Origin of the sequence: Priestia sp. FSL P4-0332 (genome assembly GCF_038005845.1) — a bacterium.
Taxonomy (GTDB): domain Bacteria; phylum Bacillota; class Bacilli; order Bacillales; family Bacillaceae_H; genus Priestia.
The window spans coordinates 3,784,103-3,806,399 of the sequence record NZ_JBBOUA010000001.1 but is presented as its reverse complement, the minus strand read 5'-3'; the positions used below and the strand labels follow the sequence as shown (position 1 = coordinate 3,806,399).

The window sequence follows — 22,297 nt, the reverse complement described above, 5'->3', positions numbered from 1 at the left end:
TAGCCTTATTAGGAGGCTGTGAGAAAACATGTGTATCTTTTCCACTATGTCTTATGAATCATATTTAGAAATATTCTTAAAAGAATGTTTATTGCCTCTAAGTATTGGGTACACGAAACTAGGGGTTAAATTTCAACAGGGAGTGTGAACGATAATTTGATTACGTTTAAGAATGTGTCAAAGCAATATCCAGACGGTACGACCGCCGTGAAAAATATTAATCTAGAAATTAAAGAAGGGGAGTTTTTCGTTTTAATTGGTCCGAGTGGGTGTGGGAAGACAACCACCTTAAAAATGATTAACCGTCTTCATGATATTACCGAAGGAGAACTATACATAAAAGATAAGCTCGTATCGGCCCACAACATACATAAGTTACGCTGGAACATTGGCTATGTCCTGCAGCAGATTGCTCTTTTTCCTCATATGACCATTGCTGAAAATATAGCCATTGTACCCGAGATGAAGCATTGGAAGAAAAACAAAATCAAAACGCGCATTGATGAACTGCTTACCTTGGTAGGACTAGACCCAAAGCAATATAGAAACCGAAAGCCGTCTGAGCTCTCAGGTGGCCAGCAGCAACGTGTAGGTGTAGCACGTGCCCTCGCAGCCGATCCCCCCGTTATTTTAATGGACGAACCCTTTAGTGCCCTCGATCCGTTAAGCCGCGAACAGCTTCAGCAAGATATTATTAGCTTAAAAGAAAAAATCAAAAAAACATTTGTGTTTGTTACGCATGATATGAGCGAAGCGATGACGCTTGGAGATCGTATCTGCCTGATGAAAGATGGGGAAATTGTTCAAGTTGGAACCCCGGAGGAATTCATTCAAAAGCCTAAAAATGAATTTGTAAAAACATTTATTGGAAATCAAGGCAATGCTTTATTTGAGACATTGGATATGTTTGTCAAAGAAAGTGAACAGCCAGACGTAGAGCCTACTGAAGAGCTAGCTTCAACCGCCACTGTTCAGCAGGCAATGGACGCCCTTTACGACCATGAAGCAATAGCCGTGAAAAAAGGGAGCAAACGCATTGGCGTTGTAACGCGCAAAAACCTATTAGCGTTTCTTTCTGATAAAACGAAAGAAGGAGGAACGCTGTAATGAATGCACTAAGCACATTATTAGATCAACGAGGAGATGCACTGTTTCAAGCTCTTCTTGAACACATTCAAATTTCCGTACTGGCTCTTGTTATCGCCGTATTAATTTCAGTGCCGCTCGGACTGTACTTAACGAGGCATGACGGCATTGCTGAACCGATCATTGGCGTAACAGCCGTACTGCAAACCATTCCTTCACTCGCTTTATTAGGATTACTGATTCCTCTTGTCGGAATTGGAACCTTTCCCGCGGTTATTGCACTGTTTTTATATTCGCTTCTTCCTATTGTACGAAATACATATACCGGAATTAAAGAAGTGGACCCATCTTTAATTGAAGCATCCAAAGCCATGGGGATGAACTCGTGGAGACGATTAATCAAAGTAGAACTTCCTCTAGCACTTCCTGTCATTATGGCCGGAATTCGCACAGCGATGGTACTCATTATTGGTACAGCGACAATCGTGGCTCTTATCGGAGCGGGCGGACTCGGAAGCTTAATTTTGCTTGGTATTGACCGAAGCGATAATAGTTTGATTTTATTAGGAGCCATTCCAGCCGCATTATTAGCGCTTATTTTTGATGGAATTCTGCGAACGATTGAACACTCAGCTAAAAAAGGGTCCAAAAAACGCTCGTTTATTATGATCATCGTATTAATACTCATTCTTGTTTCTCCGTTTGCAGCGATGAGCGCAACAAAACCAGACCTTGTTATCGGAGGGAAGATTGGTGCAGAACAAGATATTTTAATTAATATGTACAAAGAATTAATTGAAGATCAAACCGATATGAAAGTAAATCTACGTTCGTCGCTTGGGAAAACGGTATTTGTATTTGAGGCTCTGCGTAACAAGGAAATTGATTTGTACCCTGAATATACGGGTACAGCCATTGTGACGCATCTAAAGGAACAGCCGGACAGCAAAGATGAAACAGAGGTGTACAAGCAGGCAAAAGAAGGATTTCAAAAGAAATTCGGCCTTGTCTATTTAGATCCAATGAAGTTTAATAATACGTACACATTGACCGTAACAAAAGAATTCGCTAAAGAAAATAATCTAACAACTATTTCAGATTTGGCAAATGCAACAGATAAAGTAAAAGCAGGGTTTACGCTTGAGTTTAAAGATCGTGAAGACGGCTATGTAGGCATTCAAAAAGAATATGGCCTTACCTTCCCGAATATTAAAACGGTGGAGCCGAAGCTTCGCTATCGCGCTGTAGAAAAAGGCGATATTAACGTGCTTGATGCTTACGCAACGGACCCTGAAATCAAACAGTTTGGTTTGAAAGTCTTAAAAGACGATCAGCAGTTCTTCCCTCCGTATCAAGGAGCGCCTGTGCTTCGTGAAGATACGCTAAAAGAGCACCCTGAACTGAAAAAAATCTTAAATCAACTGGGCGGTAAAATCAGTGATGACGAAATGCGTGAAATGAACTATCAAGTAAATGCGAAAGGAAAAACGGCTGAAGAAGTTGCTCATCAATTCTTAGTGAAAAAAGGATTAATTAAGGAGTAAAAACGAAGAAAAAAGCTAGGACAACAGTATGTTAGTTGAAAGAAAATCCGAACGATGAATCGTTCGGATCTTTTTATTTTAGTTGTTTCTAGCAGTTGATTGGAGGGCAACGCGAAGACTCCCGCGGAAAGCGAAGCCTTGCATGGAAATCAACTGCGGTGCAAGAAGTGATCCATACTTGATTATTTACTCCATTCGTCCGTCTTTAGATTGGCGTGATTTCGTTATGTCTCAATCTCTTTTTAATGCGGGAGAAGCATTAATGAAAATGAGGCCTTATGAACAAGCTAAAGGTACCGAATTTGTTTTCTGATGGAAGGGAGGCGCTTTTATGAATTCATTTTTTACGTGTCATCCTGTACAACATTCCTTTCAGCTTTTTTCAGTTGAACATCTTGTAACTTTAGCTATTATCGTGATCATAGGAGCATTTATTTTTTTGTGTCGAAAGCAGCTGCGAAAAAAGATGTTTGTGTTCATTTTGCTTTCACTGATTCTAATTGCTTCAGAAACAGCCTACCAGGCTTGGGAAATCAGCTGCCATCAGTGGTCCGCTGAAACTTCCTTGCCTCTTCAGCTCAGCGATATAGTCGTGCTGCTGGCTGCTGTTATGCTGATAACCAAAAGCAGGCTTCTTTTTTATTTTGTGTACTTCGCAGGAATCAGCAGCTCTGTTCAAGCGATGATTACCCCGGACCTTGGCGGCTATGCGTATGCCCAGTTTCGCTATGTGCAGTTTTATGTATCGCATGGCGGTGTGGTACTTGCTTGCTGTATGCTAATTGCTGTCTGCAGATATGAGCCGACGTTTCGTTCTTTATGGGTAAGCGTAGTATCTGTTAATCTGTACGGAGGTTTTATCTATGCTATGAATCGTTTACTCGGGGCGAATTATTTATATATGATGAAAAAGCCAGAGCACGCTTCCTTACTGGATGTTCTTGGACCTCATCCTTGGTATTTAGTATGGATTGAAGGAATCATGATTCTTTGCTTTCTTGTCCTTTATCTGCCGTTTTGGGTACATAAAAAAATTAAAGGTGATAAAAACAAAGTCAATTTTATTGAAGCAGAATGATAATACTGGTAGTTTATAAGTGTAAACTAACTCAGATTTTCTGAAGGAAAAGGAAAGAATGACTGAACAAGCCGTTAGAGGCAAGCATAAAAATAGAAAAGAATAAAGCAAGCACAAATATCAGAAGGAGAGTATCAAAATGAAAACACTGGTTATTTTAGCGCATCCAAGCTTAGCATCTTCTCGTATTAATAAAGCGTGGGCAGAGCGAGTAAAAAAAGAAGAGAATGTGTACGTTCATGATTTATACGCAAACTATCCCGATTTCAAAATTGATGTAGAAAAAGAGCAGGAGTTAGCTGTTCAATTCGATCGTATTGTTTTTCAATTTCCATTTTACTGGTACAGCTCACCAGCACTCTTAAAAGAGTGGCAAGATGTTGTCTTAACATACGGCTGGGCTTATGGAAGCAAAGGTACTAAACTTCAGGGAAAAGAGTTTGTCGTAGCTACTTCGACAGGGGGCCCTGCAGAAGCTTATCAAGAAGGGGGATACAACCGTTACCCAATGAATCATCTGCTTCTTCCTTTTCAAGCTATGGCAAATTTAACAGGTATGAAGTTTCAAACGCCATTTTTATTTCAAGGAGCAGGCGGTGATCTGAGTGACAAAGTTATTCAAGATAGTGCAGAAAGCTACGCTCGATTACTAAGATAATAAAAAAAGCCGCGTCACAGCGGCTTTTTAATTTGCGTTTGTTCGTGAGAAAGAAGTAAGCAGCTTTTGAGGAGCGATATCTAATCCTTCAATCAGTAGTCCTGTCATAGCCGTTAGACTCCCGACTTCAAAAGATTCCCCGGCTCTCCAAAATGCTGATTCACCTTGTTTGATATAAATTTTCAGTCCGTTATCGCCAGCTACCCAGCCTTCCCCGTGAACGACTAAAAGAAGCTGTGGAATCGTAGCTTCTTGACGAGGGGTATAATCATTTTCTTGAAAAGATAAAAAGCTGATTTTGACATCTCCAGTATGAGAAAGTAATGGGTTTACTTTATAGGTAGAATGAAGAAAGGAACGCTCTTCTTCAGCTTGAAAACCATATAATTTCATCATTTCATCTCCTTGGCTAAAAAATATAAAAAGAAGTCCTTCTCCTTTCATATACGCATGTAACAGCAAAAATAGAACTCCAAAGAAACGGCTGTTTCTAGGAAAATGGCTTCATTTTTTGTCGAAGCTGAAAATTTTTTGAAGGATAGGGAGGAAAAACAGAAGTTTTTTTGAATAGTATAAAAAAGGTGTCCGCTAATGGACACCTTTTCCTAATTTAAAAATGATTGTAACGCTTGTTTGTTTTCTTCAAGGTCGATGCTTAAAACAGCACCAATACCGGATATTCGTTCGTTTGAATAGGAACCTTCAACCGGTAAACGAAGAGATTTTAAATCTGGCTGATTTCCAACTAAAAAATCTTTTCCTATCACAATAAATGTTTTTGGCGGAATATTTGTATCCACATATGGATCAATGACTCCCCATAGCTTAGGAGCTTTCGCCAGCGTCTTTACTTGAAGAGCTTCATCCATTAATTTACCGATCACTTCTTGTTGACGCTTCACGCGCCCGAAATCACTTTGGCTATCATGTCGGAATCGCACGTATCCTAGTAATTTATCTCCGTGAAGAGTTTGTTTTCCAGGTTTTAGCGTCATGCCAATTCCTGATGACATTTCGTGCGGCACGGTAACCGTAATTCCCTCAGGGGCAATCGTATCGGCAACTTTAGAAAAACCTTTAAAATCAACAACGGCATAATAGTTTACATCTATGCCGAAATTTTCTTTAATTGTCTTACGCATTAATTCGGGACCGCCAAATGCATAGGCTGAATTTAATTTGTTTTTGCCATGTCCGGGAATATCCACATATGAATCACGCATCAAAGAAACAATTTTAGGCTGATTGCTGTCTTTGTCATAATGAGCAATCATGATTGTATCGGCACGCGAATGTTCTTCACCTCGAGAGTCAATTCCAAGAAGCAGCACATTCATGCTATCTAAATTGGCACTTGCACCATTAAAATCAAATTGTCCATCTTTCCCAAAAGCTCCGTCTGCTTCTGCTAACCCTTGTTGGTATTGATAATACACATACGCACCAGCGGCAATTACAAGAATGAGAAAGAAAAGAAGTAGCTTTCTAAAGCGTTTCTTTTTTCTTTGCTTTTTTCTTTTATGTTGTTTACGTTCTGTACGTTCTTCCAAATGTCTCACCATCGCATTCAAAAATATTAATACTTTTTTGTTTGAAACCAATTATGCAAAAAATTATAAAACGACATAATAAAATTAACACTAAGGAATTAGATTAGCAAGTACGTTCACTAGTAAATCTGTGAAGACAGCTAAAATAAGAGAAGTGTACAAATAGAAGAAAGAGGAAATAAAGGTTATTTTTTTCGAGGATATTTGTTATAATCTATCATAGTTAGGGAAAAAGTTCTGTCTTTTAAGAATGGAATAAGAGGAAAGTCTCTGTTTGTGGAGAATCAAATATAGGTCTAAATGTAGAAAAAAGGAGTGAAGCGAATGAGTATATATGTGTCATCTTCGAACCTTGTGCTGATTCCAGAAGCGGCGTTAAGTCATTGGAAACCTTATGGCGCGGGGGAATTGACCGGAGCTATTATTTCAGGTAAAGATAGTGCTGAAATAATTAAAGAGCTTAATCAATCGTCTATTCTGCCTTTTACAAGTTTTTTCTATCGAAAGCATTTTGTTATTCTGTTTGATAAAGAACAAGTAAAAAATCATTTTGAACAGCTGCTTTTATTATATAAATCTCAGGGCTATATTTTTTATTCTTCTACTTTATACGATGATCACTGGTCCCAGGTCCTTGAAGGAACGAAGCAGCTGTTAACGGTAAATGGACAGGTGGTGCCGGTGCTTGAGCTTGAACAAAACGGTGAATTTGATGTTGTGCGTGATGAAGGCGGTCTGCACATTGTGATAGATGATGACGAAGACGAAGAGAAGCAGCTAGAAAAAAAAGTTCATGAGCTTCCGCTTGAAGAAGGTACCTATTTTATTGGCGATCCCGGATTTGTTGAAAACCGAGACATGCTGGTAAAAGAATATTTTCCTAAAGGTACGTACGAATTTATTTATAGATACGGAGAAAATGGCTGGCTGATGAAAGTAAGTATTCAGCGAAAAGCGATTAAAGAGCAGCTTACTACTCTTCACGCGGCTTTGTCTTAACCTCTATTCATTGTACAATATTGCTAAATAACTATGTTATAATAGTAATATTGCACAATGAAAGGGGTTTTTTTAATGGAAGCACGTTTACAAAAAGTCGTATCGTGGCTAAAAGAAAAGAATGTAGAAACGGCCTTTATTTCGTCAACCGAAAACGTATTTTATTTAACTGGATTTCACACGGATCCGCATGAGCGTTTGCTTGGCTTATTTGTGTTTACCGAAGCGGAGCCGATGCTTGTTTGTCCATCAATGGAAGTGGGACAAGCAAAAGAAGCCGGCTGGAAGTTTGATGTGATTGGATATGAAGACCATCAAAATCCTTGGGAACTTATTAAAGAAGCTTTACATAAACGAAACGTAATAGATGTGAAAAAGGTTGCTGTAGAGAAAGAGCAGCTGCTGTATGCGAGAGCCGAAGAACTGCTTAGCCTATATCCAAACGCTGAGCTAGTCGGAGCAGAAGAGAAGTTAAATCAGCTGCGTTTAATTAAAGATGAGCGTGAAGTTGAGATTCTGCAAAAGGCAGCTGCCTTAGCTGATTTTGGTGTAGAAGTAGGCGTAGCTGCTTTAAAAGAAGGCGTTACGGAAATGGATGTTCTGGCTAAAATTGAATACGAGCTAAAGCGAAAAGGAATTCGTGAGATGTCGTTTTCAACGATGGTTTTATTTGGTGAAAAAACGGGAGAAGCGCACGGGAACCCAGGTCTTCGCACGTTAAAGCCAGGAGATATGGTTCTGTTCGATTTAGGTGTAGTGCTAGACGGATACTGTTCAGATATTACGCGTACAGTCGCTTACAAGTCCATTAATGATAAGCAAAAAGAAATCTATGAAACGGTACAGCGCGCCGAGCAGGCAGCTCTTGAAGCTTCCAAGCCCGGCACTCGCATTGGCGACTTGGACATGGTAGCACGCAATATTATTACAGAAGCAGGGTATGGAGAGTATTTCTTGCATCGTCTTGGTCATGGTCTTGGCATCAGCGTGCATGAGTTTCCTTCAATGAGCCGCAACAATGATGATGTGCTTCAAGAAGGCATGGTATATACAATTGAACCGGGTATCTATATTCCAGGACTCGGAGGCGTGCGTATCGAAGATGATGTAATCATTACAAAAGATGGATACGAAACGTTAACGAAATACCCAAAAGAATTACAAATTATTTCATAATAATGTCATAAAAAATAGAGGCTGCCATGGTGCAGGCTCTATTTTTTATGGGAAAAGAAAAAATTGGTTAAGGTTTCTTGTTTGCTTCTTGGTACAATTTCATAGTATGTTACGAAACGATAACATTTCTATCACATTTTCTAAAAACTATATCGTAAGCGAGTGCAGTAGTATATGCTGTACAGTAGGGAGCTTTTTAAGGTCGCAAGCAAGGAGGTTTTTTATGAGTAATTTTACAAAAGATGAAGAATTAATTATACATAAAGCAATAGATGTATTTGGTCAAAAGGATCGAATTGAAGATTATTCAGATGAAAGAAAAAAGCATGGTATTCACGTTGTGGCGTGTGAAAACCATCCGCGTCAAGACGTAACCGCGTATGCAACGCTCGGTGGACATCAATGTCCGACAGGCTATACAGTTGGAGGGATCCCGCTTCGAATTGAAATCGTTGGGGCTTGTCATGAGGAATTCGGTATTTATTCTGCTATTTTAGCAAACTGTATTTTCCATATGATGAAATCTCATGTGTCCATCTTCCCAGGAGCTATTTATAAAGACGTTATTGCAGTCCTTGATGACAGCTTTCATATGCAGCACATTTTGCTGATTCCGCCGTTTTTATGGGATAATTTTTCAACGATTGAACTATCTGATAAAAAAGTAGCGTTCCTGCAGGCCGTTCCGATTTCAGAAAATGAACGTGCTTTTGCACTTGAGTACGGGGTAGATTCGTTGCTAAGCCGCTTTGATGCTGAGCAGGTGAATGTCTTCAATTTAGAAAGAAGATCTGTTGTATAAACAAAAAGAGCGCCGACTGAGACGCTCTTTTTTGTTATTGATTAGTAGGTCAATTCTTTTTGCGGTATAGCTTTTTTATGACTCGTTTGGTAGCTGTGAAGCACCATGCCTGCTATGATAACTCCCATTCCAACCCAAGAAAGAATCGATGGCAAAGGACTTGATAGAAGGAAGACCTCTCCTAGCAGTGCAAATAAAACTTCCATCGATTGTGTAGCTTCAACTGCACCTAACTTTTGAGAATCTTTTTTAACAAGGTCGGTTGCTGCAAAAAATAAAACTGTTGCACATACTCCTGAAAGTAAAGCAACTAAACTGCTTTGATAAATCTGAGTTGTTTTTGGTAGTCCATCGGTCACGTAGGCATAGACAGAAAGAATAATCCAAAACGGCAGGCTTGAAAGCGTCATTCCAAGCACGCGCTGAAACGTATTAAGTGACGACACCTCCATCATTTTACGGTTGCCAAGCGGGTACGCAAAAGAGGCAATCAAAATGGGAATGGTACAAAGCAAGGCAGTAGCGGCCGACAGTTCAGTCGCATGCTCAAGCTGCATGAGCACAACTCCTATTAAAATAATAAACGAAAAACCTAGCTGCTTGAAAGGAATGCCTCCTCGCTTCTTTCCTTCTTTGTAAAACAAAGGAGCTAGGAGAGACCCCGATAAAATTGTGATTTGCCAAGTTCCTGCAATAAGCCAGCCGGGACCGTAGGCTGAAGCAAAACAAAGAGGAGCGTAAAATAAGCCAAATCCAACCGTGCTCCAAAGCAGCCATTTTTGCGGCTGGGCTTTTATTTCTGCCACCACAGGTTTAATACCACCCCAAAAATAAACGAGCACAAGCAAAAGAGGTACCATAAAAAAATAGCGCAGCGACGCGCTCCACGCCCAGCTGCCTCCGGATAAATCCATCGCTCGATTTAAAACGAATGTAAAAGCAAAAAAGAATGATGCAGCAATGCCTAATAAAAGAGGCTTCACTTGGATTCCTCCTCACTTGTCAGCGCTTCACCTAGCGTCAGCCAGTTCGTTTCGACAAGCTGCGTTGTCAGTGCGGCATCTTTTTGACGACAAGCGTTTATGATTTCTTTGTGCTGATCAACGGAAGCAAGACTAGAAAGAGAAGAAAAGCGAGCTATTTCTAAACGCTGAATTTTGGCGCTTGTTTGTTTTACAACACGCTCTAGCTCTATATTGTTCGCCCGTTTTAAAAAGACGGAATGAAATGCTTCATCCGCTTCAATCGCTTTAAGGACATTTCTTGTTTTGATTGCATGTTCTAGAGATTGATTGTGTTTGATTAGTTCGCCCATATCTTCTTCTTGTAACGAAGTACAAGCCAGCTTAGCAGCAAGTGCATGAAGAGCTGCGACGACAATAAAAGATTGTTTTGCCTCCTCAAGGTTTAATGGAGCCACTTTTGTAGAAGAGCCAGGTGTCGTTTGGACAAGGCCTTCATCTTCAAGTCTTTTTAATGCTTCTCGAACAGGAGTGCGGCTAACTCCAAATTGCTCAGCCAATTCTTTATCCTGAAGCTTTTGTTCCGGCTGAAATTCAAGCATGACAATATTATGTTTAAGTGTTTGATAGACTTCTTCTCTTAAAGAAAGTCGTTTGAGAGGTTGAATGTTATTTTTCATAAAACCAATATATCGCATATTACATTAAATAACAATGTGAAAACTAAAAAAACTTCGTCTAAAAAGCAGCTGTCTGCTTTTTAGATGAAGAGCTTAATTACTGCTGCGCAAAGATTTAGATAAAATGCTCGCAATCGCTTTGCTGTGCTCAACCTGCGTTTTTTTGGACTCTTTTCGTTCAAGAGCTACTTTTTGAAGACTTTTTTCTTCTTCAGTTTGAGCAATAACTTGAGGAACGGGGGCAGGTTTCCCGTTTTCTAATGCAACAAAGGTAAGAAAAGAAGTAGCTGCAATACGCTTAATGCCCGTTAACAAATTTTCGGCAATCACTTTAACAAAAATAATCATAGAGCTTTTTCCTGTAACAACAACGAATGCTTCATATGAAATAAAATCTTCTTCGGTGACGGGTTCGATAAAGTCAACGTGATCAATGGAAGCCGTAACACACGACTTTCGGGAATGTTTAGCTGCTGAAAGAGAAGCCGTCATGTCCATGTCAGCGACAATTTTCCCCCCAAAAAGGGTGTGGTGATTGTTTAGGTCATTTGGAAAAATGTGCTGTGATTTGACTACTCGTGAGACGCTGCAAAGTACTGCTTTTTCACTCATTGAAAACACTCCTTCAAACTGTTTATATGGTTTAATGTATGTTGACTACTTGTTCTTATGTATACAAGTTATAGAAAGCCTTTTCGTAAAAAGCTCTTCAAAAGCTTCTATATGGTAAAATAGAACAAATATGAAAGAGAGGATGAGAGCATGAACTTAACTCAATTTTCTAGAAGAAAATATACGGATTCCCCTACACCTTTAGAAAAGCTATCGGTTTTATCTCAGCAGTTAAATGGACCTTCAATTTATATGAAGCGCGATGATATGCTTGGACTGACAGGGGGCGGAAATAAGACGCGCAAGCTTGAATATTTAGTAGCTGATGCAAAGGCGCAAGGAGCAGACGTGCTTGTAACGTGCGGTGCGATACAATCCAATCACTGTCGTTTGACGCTCGCTGCGGCTGTAAAAGAGCAAATGAAATGCGTGCTCGTACTGGAAGAAGGGGAAAATAAAGCAAGCGATCAGCCGACAGGAAACTATTTTCTTTATCATTTATTAGGCGCTCATGACATGCGGTTTGTCGCTGAAGGTTCTGATTTGACAGCGGAAATGAAAAAAGTAGAGCGAGAGCTAATTGAAAAAGGTCATAAGCCTTATTTAATTCCAGTAGGAGGTTCGAATGTTATCGGTGCAACCGGATACGCTGCCTGTGCACAAGAGCTGCTTATGCAAAGCTATGAGCAGCAAATAAAGCTTAGCCACGTGGTTTGCACAAGCGGCAGCGGAGGCATGCACGCAGGATTAGTGGCAGGCTTTCAAGGTCTTCAAAGTGACGTATCTGTTATTGGAATGAATGTCAGTCGTGCTAAAGAAGAGCAAGAAGTAAAAGTTGCTAAGCTGACGAGTGAACTTTATGATCATTTGCATAGTAAAACGCCTTTTAAAAAAGAAGAGATTGTGTGTATGGATGAATACGTAGGTCCAGGGTATGCTGTTCCGACAGAAGAGATGGTGGAAGCAGTCAAACTTGTGGCCAGTACGGAAGGGATTTTATTAGATCCTGTGTATACAGGAAAAGCGATGGCTGGTCTAATTGATTTAATTCGAAAAGGTTATTTTAATAAGGATGAAAATGTAGTGTTCGTCCACTCAGGCGGTTCACCGGCTCTTTATGCCTATACATCATTTTTTTCATAAAAAAAGCAAGGGATTCGACTCCCTTGCTTTTTTAGTTTATATAGGAATAGTAAGTGAAAACGTTACTCCGGTGTCTGTATTTTCAGCCGTAATTGCTCCATCGTGCATCGTAACAATACGCTTTACAATGCTTAAGCCAATACCGAATTCACCGTTTGCTCCTTTTTTAAACGGTTCAAACAAGTGTTGAAGCACGCTTTGATCAATCGGCGGACCATCGTTGCTGATTGTACATTGAACGTTCGTTTGGTGTTTAGCAAGTGAAAGTGAAACCTTCGTCTCGGCATAGCGCAGCTGATTGTCGAGCACATTTTCAAGAACTTTTGTCCATAGCTCTTTGTCTCCTTTAATTGTTGCGTTTGCGTCGTCAAATTCCCACTGTATTTCAGGGCGCCTCCACCGCAAGCGATCCACTACTTCATGAAGAAGTGCAGTAAAATCAAAGTCATCTTGTGCAAGCTGATGAGTGGACATATAGTCAAGCTTGGTTAAGTAAAGCAAATCGCGGATTTTTTTCTCAAGATTTTTAGATTCATCTTCAATAACTTTTACCGTTTGAGATAAATCACCTTTTGGATAAATGCCGTCTTGAATCGACTGAGCGTAGCTTTGAATAACCATAACCGGTGTTTTTAAATCATGTGAAATATTTTGAAGCAGCGTTTGCTGTGCTTCATCTTTAGATACGAGCCTTTTGCGCATTTGCTCGATCGAGGCGCCTAGCTTGCCAATTTCATCGGAACGGTTGATTGTAACGGGCTCATGCCAATTTTGTTCGGCAATTTTTTTTACATCTTTTTCAAGCGATACAAGCGGCTTGCTTAAATATCTTGATAGCCAAATAGATGGAAGCCAGCTGAATAGAAATACAATGGAAATTACAAAAAGCAGCTGTTTAAACAGAGTAGAAGTGAGCGCGTTGCGATACGTATCCCACGAAAATGAAAGCAAAAAAGCAGGCTGTCCGTTTACGCTTACTTTTCGAATTACATAAAAAAGCGTCCGGTTGCCGAGATCCTTTTCATAGCGAGCGACGATTTTCCGCTGACTGATTGCATCTTCCTGTGCTTTTCTCAAAAAGTCTTGAGGCAACACCCGTGATGAAAAATAAGAGATATCCGCATGTTCAGGCAATAAAATATGATCCACGGTTCGATTGCCAAGTGTTGGTTCACTGTCTTCATTGCTAAAGTAGTATTCACCTGAGCGGCTTGGCAAGCCGTATTCTTTTAAAATATGCTGTTCATTTTCAATAGTGGTATAAATTTCATTCGTGAAGAACTGCCTGAGCGTCGTTGGGAATAAAATAGCGAGCAAAATTGAAATAAGCAGTAAAATACCGGAGATGACGAGCCAAATTTGAAATGCAAGCGACTTGTTTTTCATGCTTTCATCATCCGGTATCCGTATCCGTAAATCGTTTCAATTCGTGCTTGCGGCATTTTTTTACGCACGCGCCTTACTAAATCATCCACCACTCGGTCTGTGCCGAAATAATCTTCTCCCCAAATGAGATTCAGCAGCTGCTCCCGTGAAAAAGCCTGTCCAAGGTCTTTTGAGATAGTGACAAGAAAATCAAATTCTTTAGACGTTAAATCAATCGGCTTTCCATTTTCACTGACCGTACGGGTATGTAAATCGATTTCATAAGGAGTCAGCGTAATGGTATCGGTTTTCTTTTGATTGGAACCATATACGCGGTTTAGCAGTTTGTTTGCTCGAATAACTAGTTCACGAGGCAAAAAAGGCTTTGATAAATAGTCGTCGCTGCCCATTTCAAGCCCAAGAACCCGGTCAATATCGGCATCGCGGGCTGAGATGAAAATAACAGGCACATGTGGCGTTTGCTGCTTGATTTCGCGAATGAGCTGATACCCGTCAATGTCAGGCAGCATAATATCTAAAATCCACAGATGCGGAGGAGTTGCAATCATTTCTTTGGCGTCCGTGCCGTTAAAAAATGTGTGAACGTCCCAGCCTTCTTTTTGAAGGTAAAGGGTTAAAACTTCGTTTAAATTTTGTTCATCCTCTACTAAATATAGTGTAAAGCTCAAATTTGACACCTTCCTCTGAATATATGAAAATTAAGGTAAATAAAGCATATTACGCCATATATGCGCGTTTCTTTAAAGGTCTATGTACCCGCTATTATACTACGTGTTTGCTGTTATAAAGAAATTTTTCACAATTTCACACATTGTTTTGATACTTATCCCAAACTTTTATTTTATAGTATAGATAACATAAAATTTGCTACGTTAAAAGGAGTGTTTTTCATGGATCCACGTGATTATGAAAGAGAGCAAGAACGAAAAGAAGAATATGAAAACCGCCAGCAGCGCTATGATCAGTATCAGCCTGCGTCATCATCACAGCCTCCAAGAAGACGCTTATTTCCAGTGATTGCATCTTCTATCGCCGGAGCAGTGCTAGGGGGAGGAATTGTGCTATACGGTGCTCCGCAGCTGGGATTAATAGATTCAGCTGATACGCAAACAGCGAATCAAACAACGCAGACTCAAACCGCAACAACAACAAGCACCACGCCTCGAACAGTAAGCACAACCGTGAATCAGTCAGATCTTGTTTCAGTTGTAAATAAAGTATCAGCTGCTGTTGTAGGCGTGAACAATATTCAACAGCAAACAAATCCATTTTCTGGAGATACCCAAACGCAAGAAGCAGGAACGGGTTCCGGTGTTATTTTCAAAAAAGAAAATGGAAAAGCATACGTTGTGACCAATAACCACGTTATTGACGGCGCCAGCGAAGTAGAAGTGTCACTTTCAAACGGACAAAAAGAAAAAGCTAAGATTGTCGGAGCTGATGCGCTAACGGATTTAGCGGTACTTGAGATGTCTGACAAAAATGTTGAACAAGTGGCGAAGTTCGGGAAATCATCGGATTTAGTAGCGGGTGAAACGGTGCTTGCAATCGGAAATCCTCTTGGTGAACAATTTTCTCGTACGGTCACACAAGGTATCGTGAGCGCAGCAAAACGCTCTGTCCCTATTTCAGAAAATTGGAACGTAGATGCAATTCAAACGGATGCGGCGATTAATCCAGGAAACAGCGGCGGTGCCTTGATCAATTCTTCCGGTGAAGTAGTCGGTATCAACAGTATGAAAATTTCAGAAGACAATGTAGAAGGCATCGGCTTTGCTCTTCCAAGTGATGAAGTGCAGCCGACGATTGAACAGCTGATGAAAAACGGAAAAATAACGCGTCCATATATGGGGGTAGGTCTTCAAGATGTAGGTCAGCTTTCAGCTGCAACAAAACAAAACCAGCTAGGCCTAACCAGCGATACGTCTGAAGGAGTTGTCGTAACGACGGTTGAACCATTCTCTTCTGCTTCTGATGCAGGTTTACAATCAAAAGACGTGATTGTTGCCATCGATGGAAATGAAGTCAAAACATCCAGTGATTTACGTCAATATCTATACACAAAACGTAAAGTAGGAGACACGGTAAAATTAGACGTGTATCGAAATGGAAAAAAACAAACTATTTCTCTGAAGCTTTCAGAGCAGCAGGATAACAATGGATGAGTTCAACACCGTTAAAGCTGCTGCTAGCAGTATTAACAGCGTTAGGATTTTTAACCGGCTGCGAAGGGAAGCATTCAAACACGATGTTTCCTTCTGTAGAAATTAGTCAGCTATCTTCTACCAAAGAACTGGCAGCGTATGAGGGAGGCAAGGTGACAGGAGCTGAATTCAACCGTTTTTTAGCCGTTGAAGGGTTCTTAAATCCAGATGCTCCGCTAAATGATACGAGCTACCGCAAAGAGTTATTGCGGCAGCTTGTTATGCAAAAAATCTTAATTTCGCATCTAAAGACAAGCGATAAAGTACAAAAACAAGTCGAGGATATGTGGAAGCAAATTAAACGCTCATATGACGAGGATACAAGAAAACAAGGTTATGAAGTGTTAAATATTCGTTCCAGTGATGTAACCAACCAGCTAACGAATCAGTTTAAATTAGAAGAATATTTTCGTAAACAAATTACGTCTGATGAACTAACTGCTTACTATAAACGTATTGAAAACGATCTAACGCGCGTATCTTTTACGCAGCTGGCTTTTTCCACTTTACATGATGCCGCTGCCGCTGCGGCTGAACTGCAAAAGGGAACATCGCTTCAGGACGTTCAAAAAAAATATGCTGATGTCCAGACAGTGAGCAAAATAGAGAATGCTGATAATCTAAAGCTTTCAAGTTTATCTCCCTCTTTTATAGATGTTTTAAAAAAACAGCACATCGGAGAGAGTAGTGAGCCCATTAAAATGGGTAAAGTCTATTATATTCTTATTTTAAAACAAAAAGATAAAAAAACGGAATCAGAAGTCAAAGAAGAAATGATGAAAGAACTTGTTTTGAATCATATCAACCGGTATATCCAGGATCAACTGCCAAGGTTTCACGTGACTTTCAACCTTAGGTAGTTCCCTTTTATATAGATTGATTGTTTTCAAAAAACAAGCAGGTAAAAGAGCTTTCTATTAATAGAGAGCTCTTTTACATTTTTAAGTAGACAGAAATGTCGGCACCTGATAAAATGAAGTTGTAAAACTTTCATTATTCGGAAAATTTATACCCTCCAGCTTTGGAGGGTTATTTTTTATGCTGTTGGACGAATAAAAGAGGCTGGGACAAAAGTAGTTTAATGGAAAGAAGATCCGAACGATGAATCGTTCGGATTTTTTCGTTAGTATGGTGAACGTATGTTTAATCTATTTATTTGGTTCTAGCTGTTGATTGGAGGGCAAGGCGAAGACTCCTGCGGAAAGCGAAGCCTGGCACAGAAATCAACAGCGGTGTCAAAAGTGATTCATACGAGCTTATTGATCCCATTGTTCGCTTTTAGATTGGACCGCTTTCGTTAGGTTTCAATCACTTTTCATCTTTTAAATGACTCAATAATGCAGGAGCCATCTCCACGTGAGAAAGGGCGATGTGTGAAATCGTTTTGGCATAAGGTGTAATTTCGTTAATAAATTGTTCGAGTACGTGCAGGTGAGGAAGCTGAAGCTTTGTAATAAAGCAGGCTTGCCCGGCGATTCGTTCACAGAATAAAGCGTAGGGATACTGAGAAATAAATCGTTTAAAACGCTCATGCTCTCCGTTTTTCATGGTTACTTCAATAAAACACGACACAGGCAAATGCAGCTTTTCATAATCAATATCGATCGTATATCCTTTTATAACGCCAAAGCTCTCTAGCTGCCTTACTCGCTCTGCCACCGAAGGAGGAGACAGGTTAATTTGTTTTCCTAGCTCTCGTAAGGAAAGGCGGCTGTTTTGCTGCAGCGCCTGCAAAATCGATAAATCAATTTCATCAATTTTCAATTGAAAACCTTCTTTCTCATTAACGTTTCATTTGATTAGTAATAGTAGATAAGATGTTTTATATGTAATCTGAAATTTCCATTTTTCTTACTATAATAATTAAAAAGGAGTGAGTAAAAAATGGCAAGAGTTTTGTTAGCAAACGAAGAGGGAACAAATTTTGAAAAAGCATTGAATTTAATTCCGCATGTAAAAAGATTGTATGATGAGCTTTACGACACGCTTTGGAACAGCGATATAGTAGAAAAAGAGACTAAGGAAAAAATTAGGCTTTATCTAGCAGGTGTTAACGGCTGTGAGACGTGTATGAGCATGTCATATGTAGGCGATGAGACGCTTAATCAAAAAGTGTTAAGAGAAAAAGAGCTGGAAGAAAAAGATCGATTACTGTTTCGATTTATTGATGTATACCGGGTGCGTCCAAGGGAGTTGACGGATGCTGATATGAATCAATTAAAGAAATTTTACAGTGATACGCAGCTGTTAGAGCTTTTGGCTGTTATTAATTTATTTGATCAATTTCACAAAATGATTGTCAGTTTAGATTTATATGATTTTTGCAGCTTGCAGGGCAAGTGAGATCTTCCCTAAAAATATCTTGACAGACAAAATCCACAGGAGTAAGATAGCTTTCGTGAAGTGAAACGCATCATGAATCGAATCGATTATTCTAAAAAATAGATCATAGACATTTGAATAAAAATCGCTTAATCCATTACGGAGCGGAGGACCCATTATTTACGCACATATTGTGCTCCGGGGTGAATCCTTAAAAAGGTAGGGTTACTCTTAAAACCCGAACCCGACAGCTAACTTCGCAAGCGTTTTGAGGGGGAAGAGTGTGGAAAAACACAGGAGCCTTCCTGTGTTTTTTTGCGCTTTTTTTAAGAAAAGGATGTAATTTTTTAGAAAAAGTATAAGCTAAGAGAACACACAGCAGTTGAAGAAAGGAATAAATACATTATGAAAAAACAGTTTGCTGTATTGGGATTAGGTCGTTTTGGAGGCAGTTTGGTTGAAGAGTTTGCTAATCTGGATGTGGATGTGCTCGCTATTGACCGCAATCAAGAGGTAGTAAATAAATTTAGCAACTCAGCTACATATGTTGTGCAAGCAAACGCGATTGATGAAGCTAGCTTAAAGGGGCTAGGTATCCGCAATGTTGATCATGCGCTTATTTCGTTTGGAGATGATATCGAAGCAAGCGTACTCGCAACCATGCTTTTAAAAGATATGGGCGTTAAGCAAGTATGGGTAAAGGCAGTGAATATGTATCATCAAAAAGTGCTCGAAAAAATAGGAGCGGACAAAGTTATTCATCCAGAGCGCGATATCGCTAAGCGTATTGCTCATCACGTGGTGTCAGAAAAAATCATTGATTACATTGAACTGTCAAAGGATTATAGTATTGTCGAAATTGTCGCCTCTAAGAAACTTCATAATAAAACGCTGTTTGATTTAAACATTCGTGCCAAGTACGGCTGCAATATTATCGGCTTTCAGCGAAAAGACGGGGAAATGGTTATTTCGCCTACCGCACATGAAATAATTGAACAAGGAGATATGCTGATTGTTATCGGACATAATCGCGATTTGAACCGTTTTGAAGAAGAAGGAGTTTAACTCATGAAAAAACAAATCATTAAACTTACCCCTCCGCAGCTGCTTATCTCTATTTTTGGAGGAGGAATTATTATTGGTGCTTTTCTATTGATGATGCCTTTTTCTACTACTGAGCCAATCCGGTGGGTAGACGCCCTTTTTACATCTACTTCCGCTATGACAGTGACCGGCTTAGCCGTCGTAGATACAGGTACACGTTTTACCGTCATCGGTCAAACGATCATTATGCTGTTAATTCAAATAGGCGGTCTTGGCATTATGTCATTTGCCGTGTTGATTTTTATGATGCTAGGTAAAAAAATTGGATTTAAAGAGCGTATGCTCGTTCAGCAGGCCTTAAATCAGACGAGCGTCGGCGGAGTTGTGCTGCTAGTTAAAAGGCTGTTTATCTTTTCATTTTTAATTGAGTTTGTTGCACTTATCTTCTTAGCAATACGCTGGGTTCCGGAATTCGGATGGTCTAAGGGATTGTTCTTTAGCTTGTTTCATTCGATTTCTGCTTTTAATAACGCAGGGTTTGGACTGCTGTCTGATAACTTAGTTCAGTATGTAGGAGACCCTATTATTAACATAACAATTTCTTTTCTGTTCATTATTGGCGGGTTAGGGTTTACCGTCCTTGCTGATATGTGGGTGAAAAAATCGTACAAAAAACTAACGCTGCATTCAAAAATTATGATTATCAGCACGTTTGCGATTAACGTGACTGCAATGCTTTTTATTTTTTTCTTAGAGTACGGCAATTCACATACGCTTGGAAATTTATCATTAGGGGACAAAGCATGGGCGTCTTATTTTCAAGCAGTAACGACAAGAACCGCTGGATTTAATACGATTGATTTAGCTCACCTGCATGACGCAACGGTGTTTTTAATGGTTTTATTAATGTTTATTGGTGCAGGAAGTGCGTCAACGGGAGGCGGTATCAAACTAACAACGTTTGTGGTAATTATTTTTTCAGTATGGGCATTTTTACGAAGCAGGGAAGATATTGTGCTCCTAAAGAGAAGGCTCCTTCCCCTTCACGTGTTTAAGGCACTAGCCATCACGATGATTTCAATTATGTTTGTGTTTGGGGCCATTTTCCTGTTAAATATTTCGGAAAACCTGCCGTTTGTAAAAATTATGTTTGAAGTTGTTTCTGCGTTTGGAACAGTAGGTTTATCGATGGGAGCCACTCCTGAACTTTCGTACTTTGGACGCGTGATTATTATCTTTATCATGTTTTTAGGAAAAGTGGGGCCATTAACGCTTGCATTTTCATTATCAAAACAGAAGAGAGAAGCTGTACGATATCCAAACGAAGATATTATGCTAGGGTAAGAAAAATCGCCTCCAAGGAGGCGGTTTTTTATGTTATTTATATATTCAAGACATATAAGAGGTTACGCACAAAACAGTTGCGATGAATAAAAAGAAGGCAAAGACAAGAACAATGGGCAATTTGGAATGTCGGCGCATTAAAGGTCCCCCTTTTTTATAGTAAAAAATCTCTTACTATATATAACGAAAGAAACAAAAATATGATTCACTTTTTTAGCGAAATTTGAAGGTTTTTCTCATGAAAATCCACACCCCTGTCCTAAACATTTTGCCAAGCTGTTGCATACACTAAAAGCAGATAACAGGAAGTGAGGGATGATACGTGGAAAAACAAAGTTTTGCGTTAATCGTTGTGTTATTTGTTTTACTTGTTATTGTAGGTGCGTCTGGCTTTCACTTTTAAATGTTAGTTCTTTATTTGCGCATAGCCCCTGTTAAGAAGGGCATACTAGGCGGAAGTGAAAACCAAAAATTTCTTCAATATTGCCGAACAATGAGTTCCTCTACTCATTTATCTAATCGGTATGTAGCCATGCGAAAGCATGGTTTTTTTGTCGCAAGAGGATGAATGATGTTCATCCTCTTTAGAAATTAATAGTAGCAAGAACACCCTACGATTACTAATAAAATAAATAAAACAACGATAAATGAAAAACCAAAACCGCCTTTTGCACCCATATGTGTAACCTCCTTTAATAAAATTCTCTATATCCTATGTACTAATTGGGTTAAGTGATTAAGAAATTTGCCTATTTTTTAACGGTAACGATCTTTTGAGAAAAATGAAGAACACTTACTTTTTTCATTTGTGCAGAAATCCTTTATGATAAAGAGGAAAAGGAGGGCAAAGTGGTGGGAATACATGTAGAATACGTCATGAATCAGCTAGAAGAGGGTAAGTGGAAAGAGATCAAACGCGAAATTCAACAAGAAATGAAGAAAAAACCTCAAGCATCTGATTTGTACTGTTACTTAGCAGTTTGTTTAGCAAAGCAAATCGAAGAATCAATTATTTTTGAAAAAATGGTATTGAATTTAGAAATGGACCGAGCTCTTCATCAGGCATTAACATTAGATCCATCTTCAAGCTTGGCGCACTTCGTTCGAGGAATAAAATACCGGGAAACTCCGCTTATGTTTGGAGGGAATTACGAAAAATCGCTGTCTTATTTGCAGCGGGCGCAAGATCTTGGTTTTGGAGGGATTATGCTGCCGCTCGAACTCGCCAAAACCTATATTCAATTAAAAGAAATGGAAAAAGCGAAAGAACAAATCGCCTATGCCAGGGAAATCAATCCTACTCACGCGGATATTAAAAAAGTCGAAGACATGCTGCAAACAGGACGGTGAATCAAAAGTCCTGTTTTATTTTTGGTTTTCAGGAAACATATGCTGATTTTCATAAAGAATTGCTTTTTATATAACAATAAGAATATTTATAGAAATTTTAAGAAGTGCATGTAAGTCCAACGACTTCTTAACTGCTAGATTTTCTACATTATTAGAGCGTTCAGTCTACATAATTCCAAAAATAGTAAGAAACTATCAGCCTATGGATAAATTGTTAGAAAATATAGATAATTGTAGATGGATAGAGAGAAAAGTTAAACATGCGACTAACTAAAAAAGCAAAGGTCTGATTTACTTTGCTTTTTATTTATACACATATGTAAAAAATATCATAATAAACCAATTTATTCTTTGTGA

At 39.3% G+C, this 22,297-nt stretch carries 25 protein-coding genes and 1 riboswitch; of the genes, 16 read left to right on the top strand and 9 right to left on the bottom strand.

What is annotated here, in order from left to right:
- Nucleotides 1-156: 156 nt before the first annotated feature.
- The 5 genes from MKY06_RS20050 (at nt 157) to MKY06_RS20030 (ending at nt 4,366) form a co-directional block, all read left to right on the top strand.
- Entirely contained in the window at nt 157-1,107 is a 951-nt protein-coding gene (locus MKY06_RS20050; RefSeq protein ID WP_013058613.1) for an ABC transporter ATP-binding protein, read from the top strand.
- Nucleotides 1,107-2,630 (top strand): ABC transporter permease/substrate-binding protein, encoded by a 1,524-nt coding sequence (locus MKY06_RS20045; protein ID WP_053487665.1) that lies wholly within the window; start codon nt 1,107-1,109, stop codon nt 2,628-2,630. Before MKY06_RS20050 ends, MKY06_RS20045 begins: the two co-directional genes overlap by 1 nt.
- Nucleotides 2,631-2,772: 142 nt before the next feature.
- On the top strand, nt 2,773-2,943 hold the full coding sequence (locus MKY06_RS20040; protein ID WP_013058611.1) for a hypothetical protein: 171 nt from the start codon (nt 2,773-2,775) through the stop codon (nt 2,941-2,943).
- 18 nt (nt 2,944-2,961) lie between these two features.
- Complete coding sequence (locus MKY06_RS20035; protein ID WP_172738528.1) at nt 2,962-3,708, top strand: YwaF family protein; 747 nt, start codon at nt 2,962-2,964, stop codon at nt 3,706-3,708.
- 139 nt (nt 3,709-3,847) lie between these two features.
- Entirely contained in the window at nt 3,848-4,366 is a 519-nt protein-coding gene (locus MKY06_RS20030; RefSeq protein ID WP_013058609.1) for an NAD(P)H-dependent oxidoreductase, read from the top strand.
- A 27-nt stretch (nt 4,367-4,393) separates the two neighbouring features.
- Here MKY06_RS20030 and MKY06_RS20025 read toward each other — a convergent pair whose 3' ends face one another.
- Both MKY06_RS20025 and MKY06_RS20020 read right to left on the bottom strand, forming a co-directional pair.
- Nucleotides 4,394-4,759, bottom strand: coding sequence for a hypothetical protein (locus MKY06_RS20025; protein WP_029323815.1), 366 nt, complete (start codon nt 4,757-4,759; stop codon nt 4,394-4,396).
- 212 nt (nt 4,760-4,971) lie between these two features.
- Nucleotides 4,972-5,703: an LCP family protein gene (locus MKY06_RS20020; protein ID WP_371399888.1), complete on the bottom strand. Its 732-nt coding sequence runs from the start codon at nt 5,701-5,703 to the stop codon at nt 4,972-4,974.
- A 537-nt stretch (nt 5,704-6,240) separates the two neighbouring features.
- On the opposite strand from MKY06_RS20020, the gene MKY06_RS20015 reads away from it, so the two are divergent.
- From MKY06_RS20015 to MKY06_RS20005, 3 genes are all read left to right on the top strand, one after another.
- A complete protein-coding gene (locus tag MKY06_RS20015; protein ID WP_053487663.1) occupies nt 6,241-6,915 on the top strand; it encodes a hypothetical protein in 675 nt (224 codons plus the stop codon).
- Nucleotides 6,916-6,990: 75 nt separating this feature from the next.
- Complete coding sequence (locus MKY06_RS20010; protein ID WP_098279135.1) at nt 6,991-8,091, top strand: M24 family metallopeptidase; 1,101 nt, start codon at nt 6,991-6,993, stop codon at nt 8,089-8,091.
- Between the two features lie 223 nt (nt 8,092-8,314).
- Entirely contained in the window at nt 8,315-8,893 is a 579-nt protein-coding gene (locus MKY06_RS20005; RefSeq protein ID WP_013058603.1) for a suppressor of fused domain protein, read from the top strand.
- A gap of 41 nt (nt 8,894-8,934) precedes the next feature.
- Here the strand turns inward: MKY06_RS20005 and MKY06_RS20000 are convergent, their stop codons facing one another.
- The 3 genes from MKY06_RS20000 to MKY06_RS19990 all read right to left on the bottom strand — a co-directional run bounded on the left by MKY06_RS20000 (nt 8,935) and on the right by MKY06_RS19990 (nt 11,147).
- Nucleotides 8,935-9,876, bottom strand: a complete 942-nt coding sequence (locus MKY06_RS20000) for a DMT family transporter (protein ID WP_029323811.1) — start codon at nt 9,874-9,876, stop codon at nt 8,935-8,937.
- The gene (locus MKY06_RS19995; protein WP_013058601.1) at nt 9,873-10,553 is read right to left on the bottom strand and encodes a GntR family transcriptional regulator; all 681 of its coding nucleotides are present in this window, start codon (nt 10,551-10,553) and stop codon (nt 9,873-9,875) included. The genes MKY06_RS20000 and MKY06_RS19995 overlap by 4 nt, the downstream gene beginning before the upstream one ends.
- Before the next feature lie 75 nt (nt 10,554-10,628).
- Nucleotides 10,629-11,147, bottom strand: coding sequence for an acyl-CoA thioesterase (locus MKY06_RS19990; RefSeq protein WP_013058600.1), 519 nt, complete (start codon nt 11,145-11,147; stop codon nt 10,629-10,631).
- Between the two features lie 150 nt (nt 11,148-11,297).
- Here MKY06_RS19990 and MKY06_RS19985 point away from each other — a divergent pair, with 150 nt between their 5' ends.
- Nucleotides 11,298-12,290 (top strand): D-cysteine desulfhydrase, encoded by a 993-nt coding sequence (locus MKY06_RS19985; RefSeq protein ID WP_057273860.1) that lies wholly within the window; start codon nt 11,298-11,300, stop codon nt 12,288-12,290.
- A 36-nt stretch (nt 12,291-12,326) separates the two neighbouring features.
- Here the strand turns inward: MKY06_RS19985 and MKY06_RS19980 are convergent, their stop codons facing one another.
- Together MKY06_RS19980 and MKY06_RS19975 are read right to left on the bottom strand one after the other, a co-directional pair.
- The gene (locus MKY06_RS19980) at nt 12,327-13,676 is read right to left on the bottom strand and encodes a sensor histidine kinase (protein WP_098804427.1); all 1,350 of its coding nucleotides are present in this window, start codon (nt 13,674-13,676) and stop codon (nt 12,327-12,329) included.
- Nucleotides 13,673-14,344 carry a response regulator transcription factor gene (locus MKY06_RS19975; protein WP_029323803.1) on the bottom strand — a complete coding sequence of 224 codons (672 nt, stop codon included), beginning with the start codon at nt 14,342-14,344 and terminating at the stop codon, nt 13,673-13,675. Before MKY06_RS19975 ends, MKY06_RS19980 begins: the two co-directional genes overlap by 4 nt.
- A 222-nt stretch (nt 14,345-14,566) precedes the next feature.
- On the opposite strand from MKY06_RS19975, the gene MKY06_RS19970 reads away from it, so the two are divergent.
- Complete coding sequence (locus MKY06_RS19970; RefSeq protein WP_013058596.1) at nt 14,567-15,841, top strand: S1C family serine protease; 1,275 nt, start codon at nt 14,567-14,569, stop codon at nt 15,839-15,841.
- Complete coding sequence (locus tag MKY06_RS19965; protein WP_013058595.1) at nt 15,838-16,740, top strand: peptidyl-prolyl cis-trans isomerase; 903 nt, start codon at nt 15,838-15,840, stop codon at nt 16,738-16,740. Before MKY06_RS19970 ends, MKY06_RS19965 begins: the two co-directional genes overlap by 4 nt.
- Nucleotides 16,741-17,188: 448 nt before the next feature.
- Here the strand turns inward: MKY06_RS19965 and MKY06_RS19960 are convergent, their stop codons facing one another.
- The gene (locus tag MKY06_RS19960; protein ID WP_013058593.1) at nt 17,189-17,644 is read right to left on the bottom strand and encodes an Lrp/AsnC family transcriptional regulator; all 456 of its coding nucleotides are present in this window, start codon (nt 17,642-17,644) and stop codon (nt 17,189-17,191) included.
- 120 nt (nt 17,645-17,764) lie between these two features.
- Between MKY06_RS19960 and MKY06_RS19955 the strand changes: the two genes are divergently transcribed.
- The 4 genes from MKY06_RS19955 to MKY06_RS30735 all read left to right on the top strand — a co-directional run bounded on the left by MKY06_RS19955 (nt 17,765) and on the right by MKY06_RS30735 (nt 20,993).
- Complete coding sequence (locus tag MKY06_RS19955) at nt 17,765-18,223, top strand: carboxymuconolactone decarboxylase family protein (RefSeq protein WP_013084575.1); 459 nt, start codon at nt 17,765-17,767, stop codon at nt 18,221-18,223.
- Between the two features lie 115 nt (nt 18,224-18,338).
- A riboswitch (cyclic di-AMP (ydaO/yuaA leader) is annotated at nt 18,339-18,483 on the top strand.
- A 124-nt stretch (nt 18,484-18,607) separates the two neighbouring features.
- Nucleotides 18,608-19,267 (top strand): potassium channel family protein, encoded by a 660-nt coding sequence (locus MKY06_RS19950; protein ID WP_013058591.1) that lies wholly within the window; start codon nt 18,608-18,610, stop codon nt 19,265-19,267.
- A gap of 3 nt (nt 19,268-19,270) precedes the next feature.
- Nucleotides 19,271-20,590 carry a TrkH family potassium uptake protein gene (locus tag MKY06_RS19945; RefSeq protein WP_098449427.1) on the top strand — a complete coding sequence of 440 codons (1,320 nt, stop codon included), beginning with the start codon at nt 19,271-19,273 and terminating at the stop codon, nt 20,588-20,590.
- Between the two features lie 322 nt (nt 20,591-20,912).
- The gene (locus MKY06_RS30735; RefSeq protein WP_078082107.1) at nt 20,913-20,993 is read left to right on the top strand and encodes a YjcZ family sporulation protein; all 81 of its coding nucleotides are present in this window, start codon (nt 20,913-20,915) and stop codon (nt 20,991-20,993) included.
- A gap of 188 nt (nt 20,994-21,181) precedes the next feature.
- Here the strand turns inward: MKY06_RS30735 and MKY06_RS19940 are convergent, their stop codons facing one another.
- Entirely contained in the window at nt 21,182-21,268 is an 87-nt protein-coding gene (locus MKY06_RS19940) for a YjcZ family sporulation protein (protein WP_016765201.1), read from the bottom strand.
- 174 nt (nt 21,269-21,442) lie between these two features.
- On the opposite strand from MKY06_RS19940, the gene MKY06_RS19935 reads away from it, so the two are divergent.
- On the top strand, nt 21,443-21,940 hold the full coding sequence (locus tag MKY06_RS19935; protein WP_223268976.1) for a tetratricopeptide repeat protein: 498 nt from the start codon (nt 21,443-21,445) through the stop codon (nt 21,938-21,940).
- The last annotated feature ends 357 nt before the right edge of the window (nt 21,941-22,297 follow it).

What these genes read in the sequence shown, in the direction of transcription:
- MKY06_RS20010 (WP_098279135.1), top strand. Translation starts at nt 6,991, where the DNA reads ATGGAAGCACGTTTACAAAAAGTCGTATCGTGGCTAAAAGAAAAGAAT.
- MKY06_RS19980 (WP_098804427.1), bottom strand. Translation starts at nt 13,676, where the DNA reads ATGAAAAACAAGTCGCTTGCATTTCAAATTTGGCTCGTCATCTCCGGT.
- MKY06_RS19950 (WP_013058591.1), top strand. Translation starts at nt 18,608, where the DNA reads ATGAAAAAACAGTTTGCTGTATTGGGATTAGGTCGTTTTGGAGGCAGT.
- MKY06_RS19955 (WP_013084575.1), top strand. Translation starts at nt 17,765, where the DNA reads ATGGCAAGAGTTTTGTTAGCAAACGAAGAGGGAACAAATTTTGAAAAA.
- MKY06_RS20005 (WP_013058603.1), top strand. Translation starts at nt 8,315, where the DNA reads ATGAGTAATTTTACAAAAGATGAAGAATTAATTATACATAAAGCAATA.
- MKY06_RS19940 (WP_016765201.1), bottom strand. Translation starts at nt 21,268, where the DNA reads ATGGGTGCAAAAGGCGGTTTTGGTTTTTCATTTATCGTTGTTTTATTT.
- MKY06_RS20040 (WP_013058611.1), top strand. Translation starts at nt 2,773, where the DNA reads ATGGAAATCAACTGCGGTGCAAGAAGTGATCCATACTTGATTATTTAC.
- MKY06_RS20025 (WP_029323815.1), bottom strand. Translation starts at nt 4,759, where the DNA reads ATGAAATTATATGGTTTTCAAGCTGAAGAAGAGCGTTCCTTTCTTCAT.
- MKY06_RS20030 (WP_013058609.1), top strand. Translation starts at nt 3,848, where the DNA reads ATGAAAACACTGGTTATTTTAGCGCATCCAAGCTTAGCATCTTCTCGT.
- MKY06_RS19965 (WP_013058595.1), top strand. Translation starts at nt 15,838, where the DNA reads ATGAGTTCAACACCGTTAAAGCTGCTGCTAGCAGTATTAACAGCGTTA.
- MKY06_RS20035 (WP_172738528.1), top strand. Translation starts at nt 2,962, where the DNA reads ATGAATTCATTTTTTACGTGTCATCCTGTACAACATTCCTTTCAGCTT.
- MKY06_RS20020 (WP_371399888.1), bottom strand. Translation starts at nt 5,703, where the DNA reads ATGAATGTGCTGCTTCTTGGAATTGACTCTCGAGGTGAAGAACATTCG.
- MKY06_RS19985 (WP_057273860.1), top strand. Translation starts at nt 11,298, where the DNA reads ATGAACTTAACTCAATTTTCTAGAAGAAAATATACGGATTCCCCTACA.
- MKY06_RS20015 (WP_053487663.1), top strand. Translation starts at nt 6,241, where the DNA reads ATGAGTATATATGTGTCATCTTCGAACCTTGTGCTGATTCCAGAAGCG.
- MKY06_RS19990 (WP_013058600.1), bottom strand. Translation starts at nt 11,147, where the DNA reads ATGAGTGAAAAAGCAGTACTTTGCAGCGTCTCACGAGTAGTCAAATCA.
- MKY06_RS19995 (WP_013058601.1), bottom strand. Translation starts at nt 10,553, where the DNA reads ATGCGATATATTGGTTTTATGAAAAATAACATTCAACCTCTCAAACGA.
- MKY06_RS19945 (WP_098449427.1), top strand. Translation starts at nt 19,271, where the DNA reads ATGAAAAAACAAATCATTAAACTTACCCCTCCGCAGCTGCTTATCTCT.
- MKY06_RS20045 (WP_053487665.1), top strand. Translation starts at nt 1,107, where the DNA reads ATGAATGCACTAAGCACATTATTAGATCAACGAGGAGATGCACTGTTT.
- MKY06_RS19970 (WP_013058596.1), top strand. Translation starts at nt 14,567, where the DNA reads ATGGATCCACGTGATTATGAAAGAGAGCAAGAACGAAAAGAAGAATAT.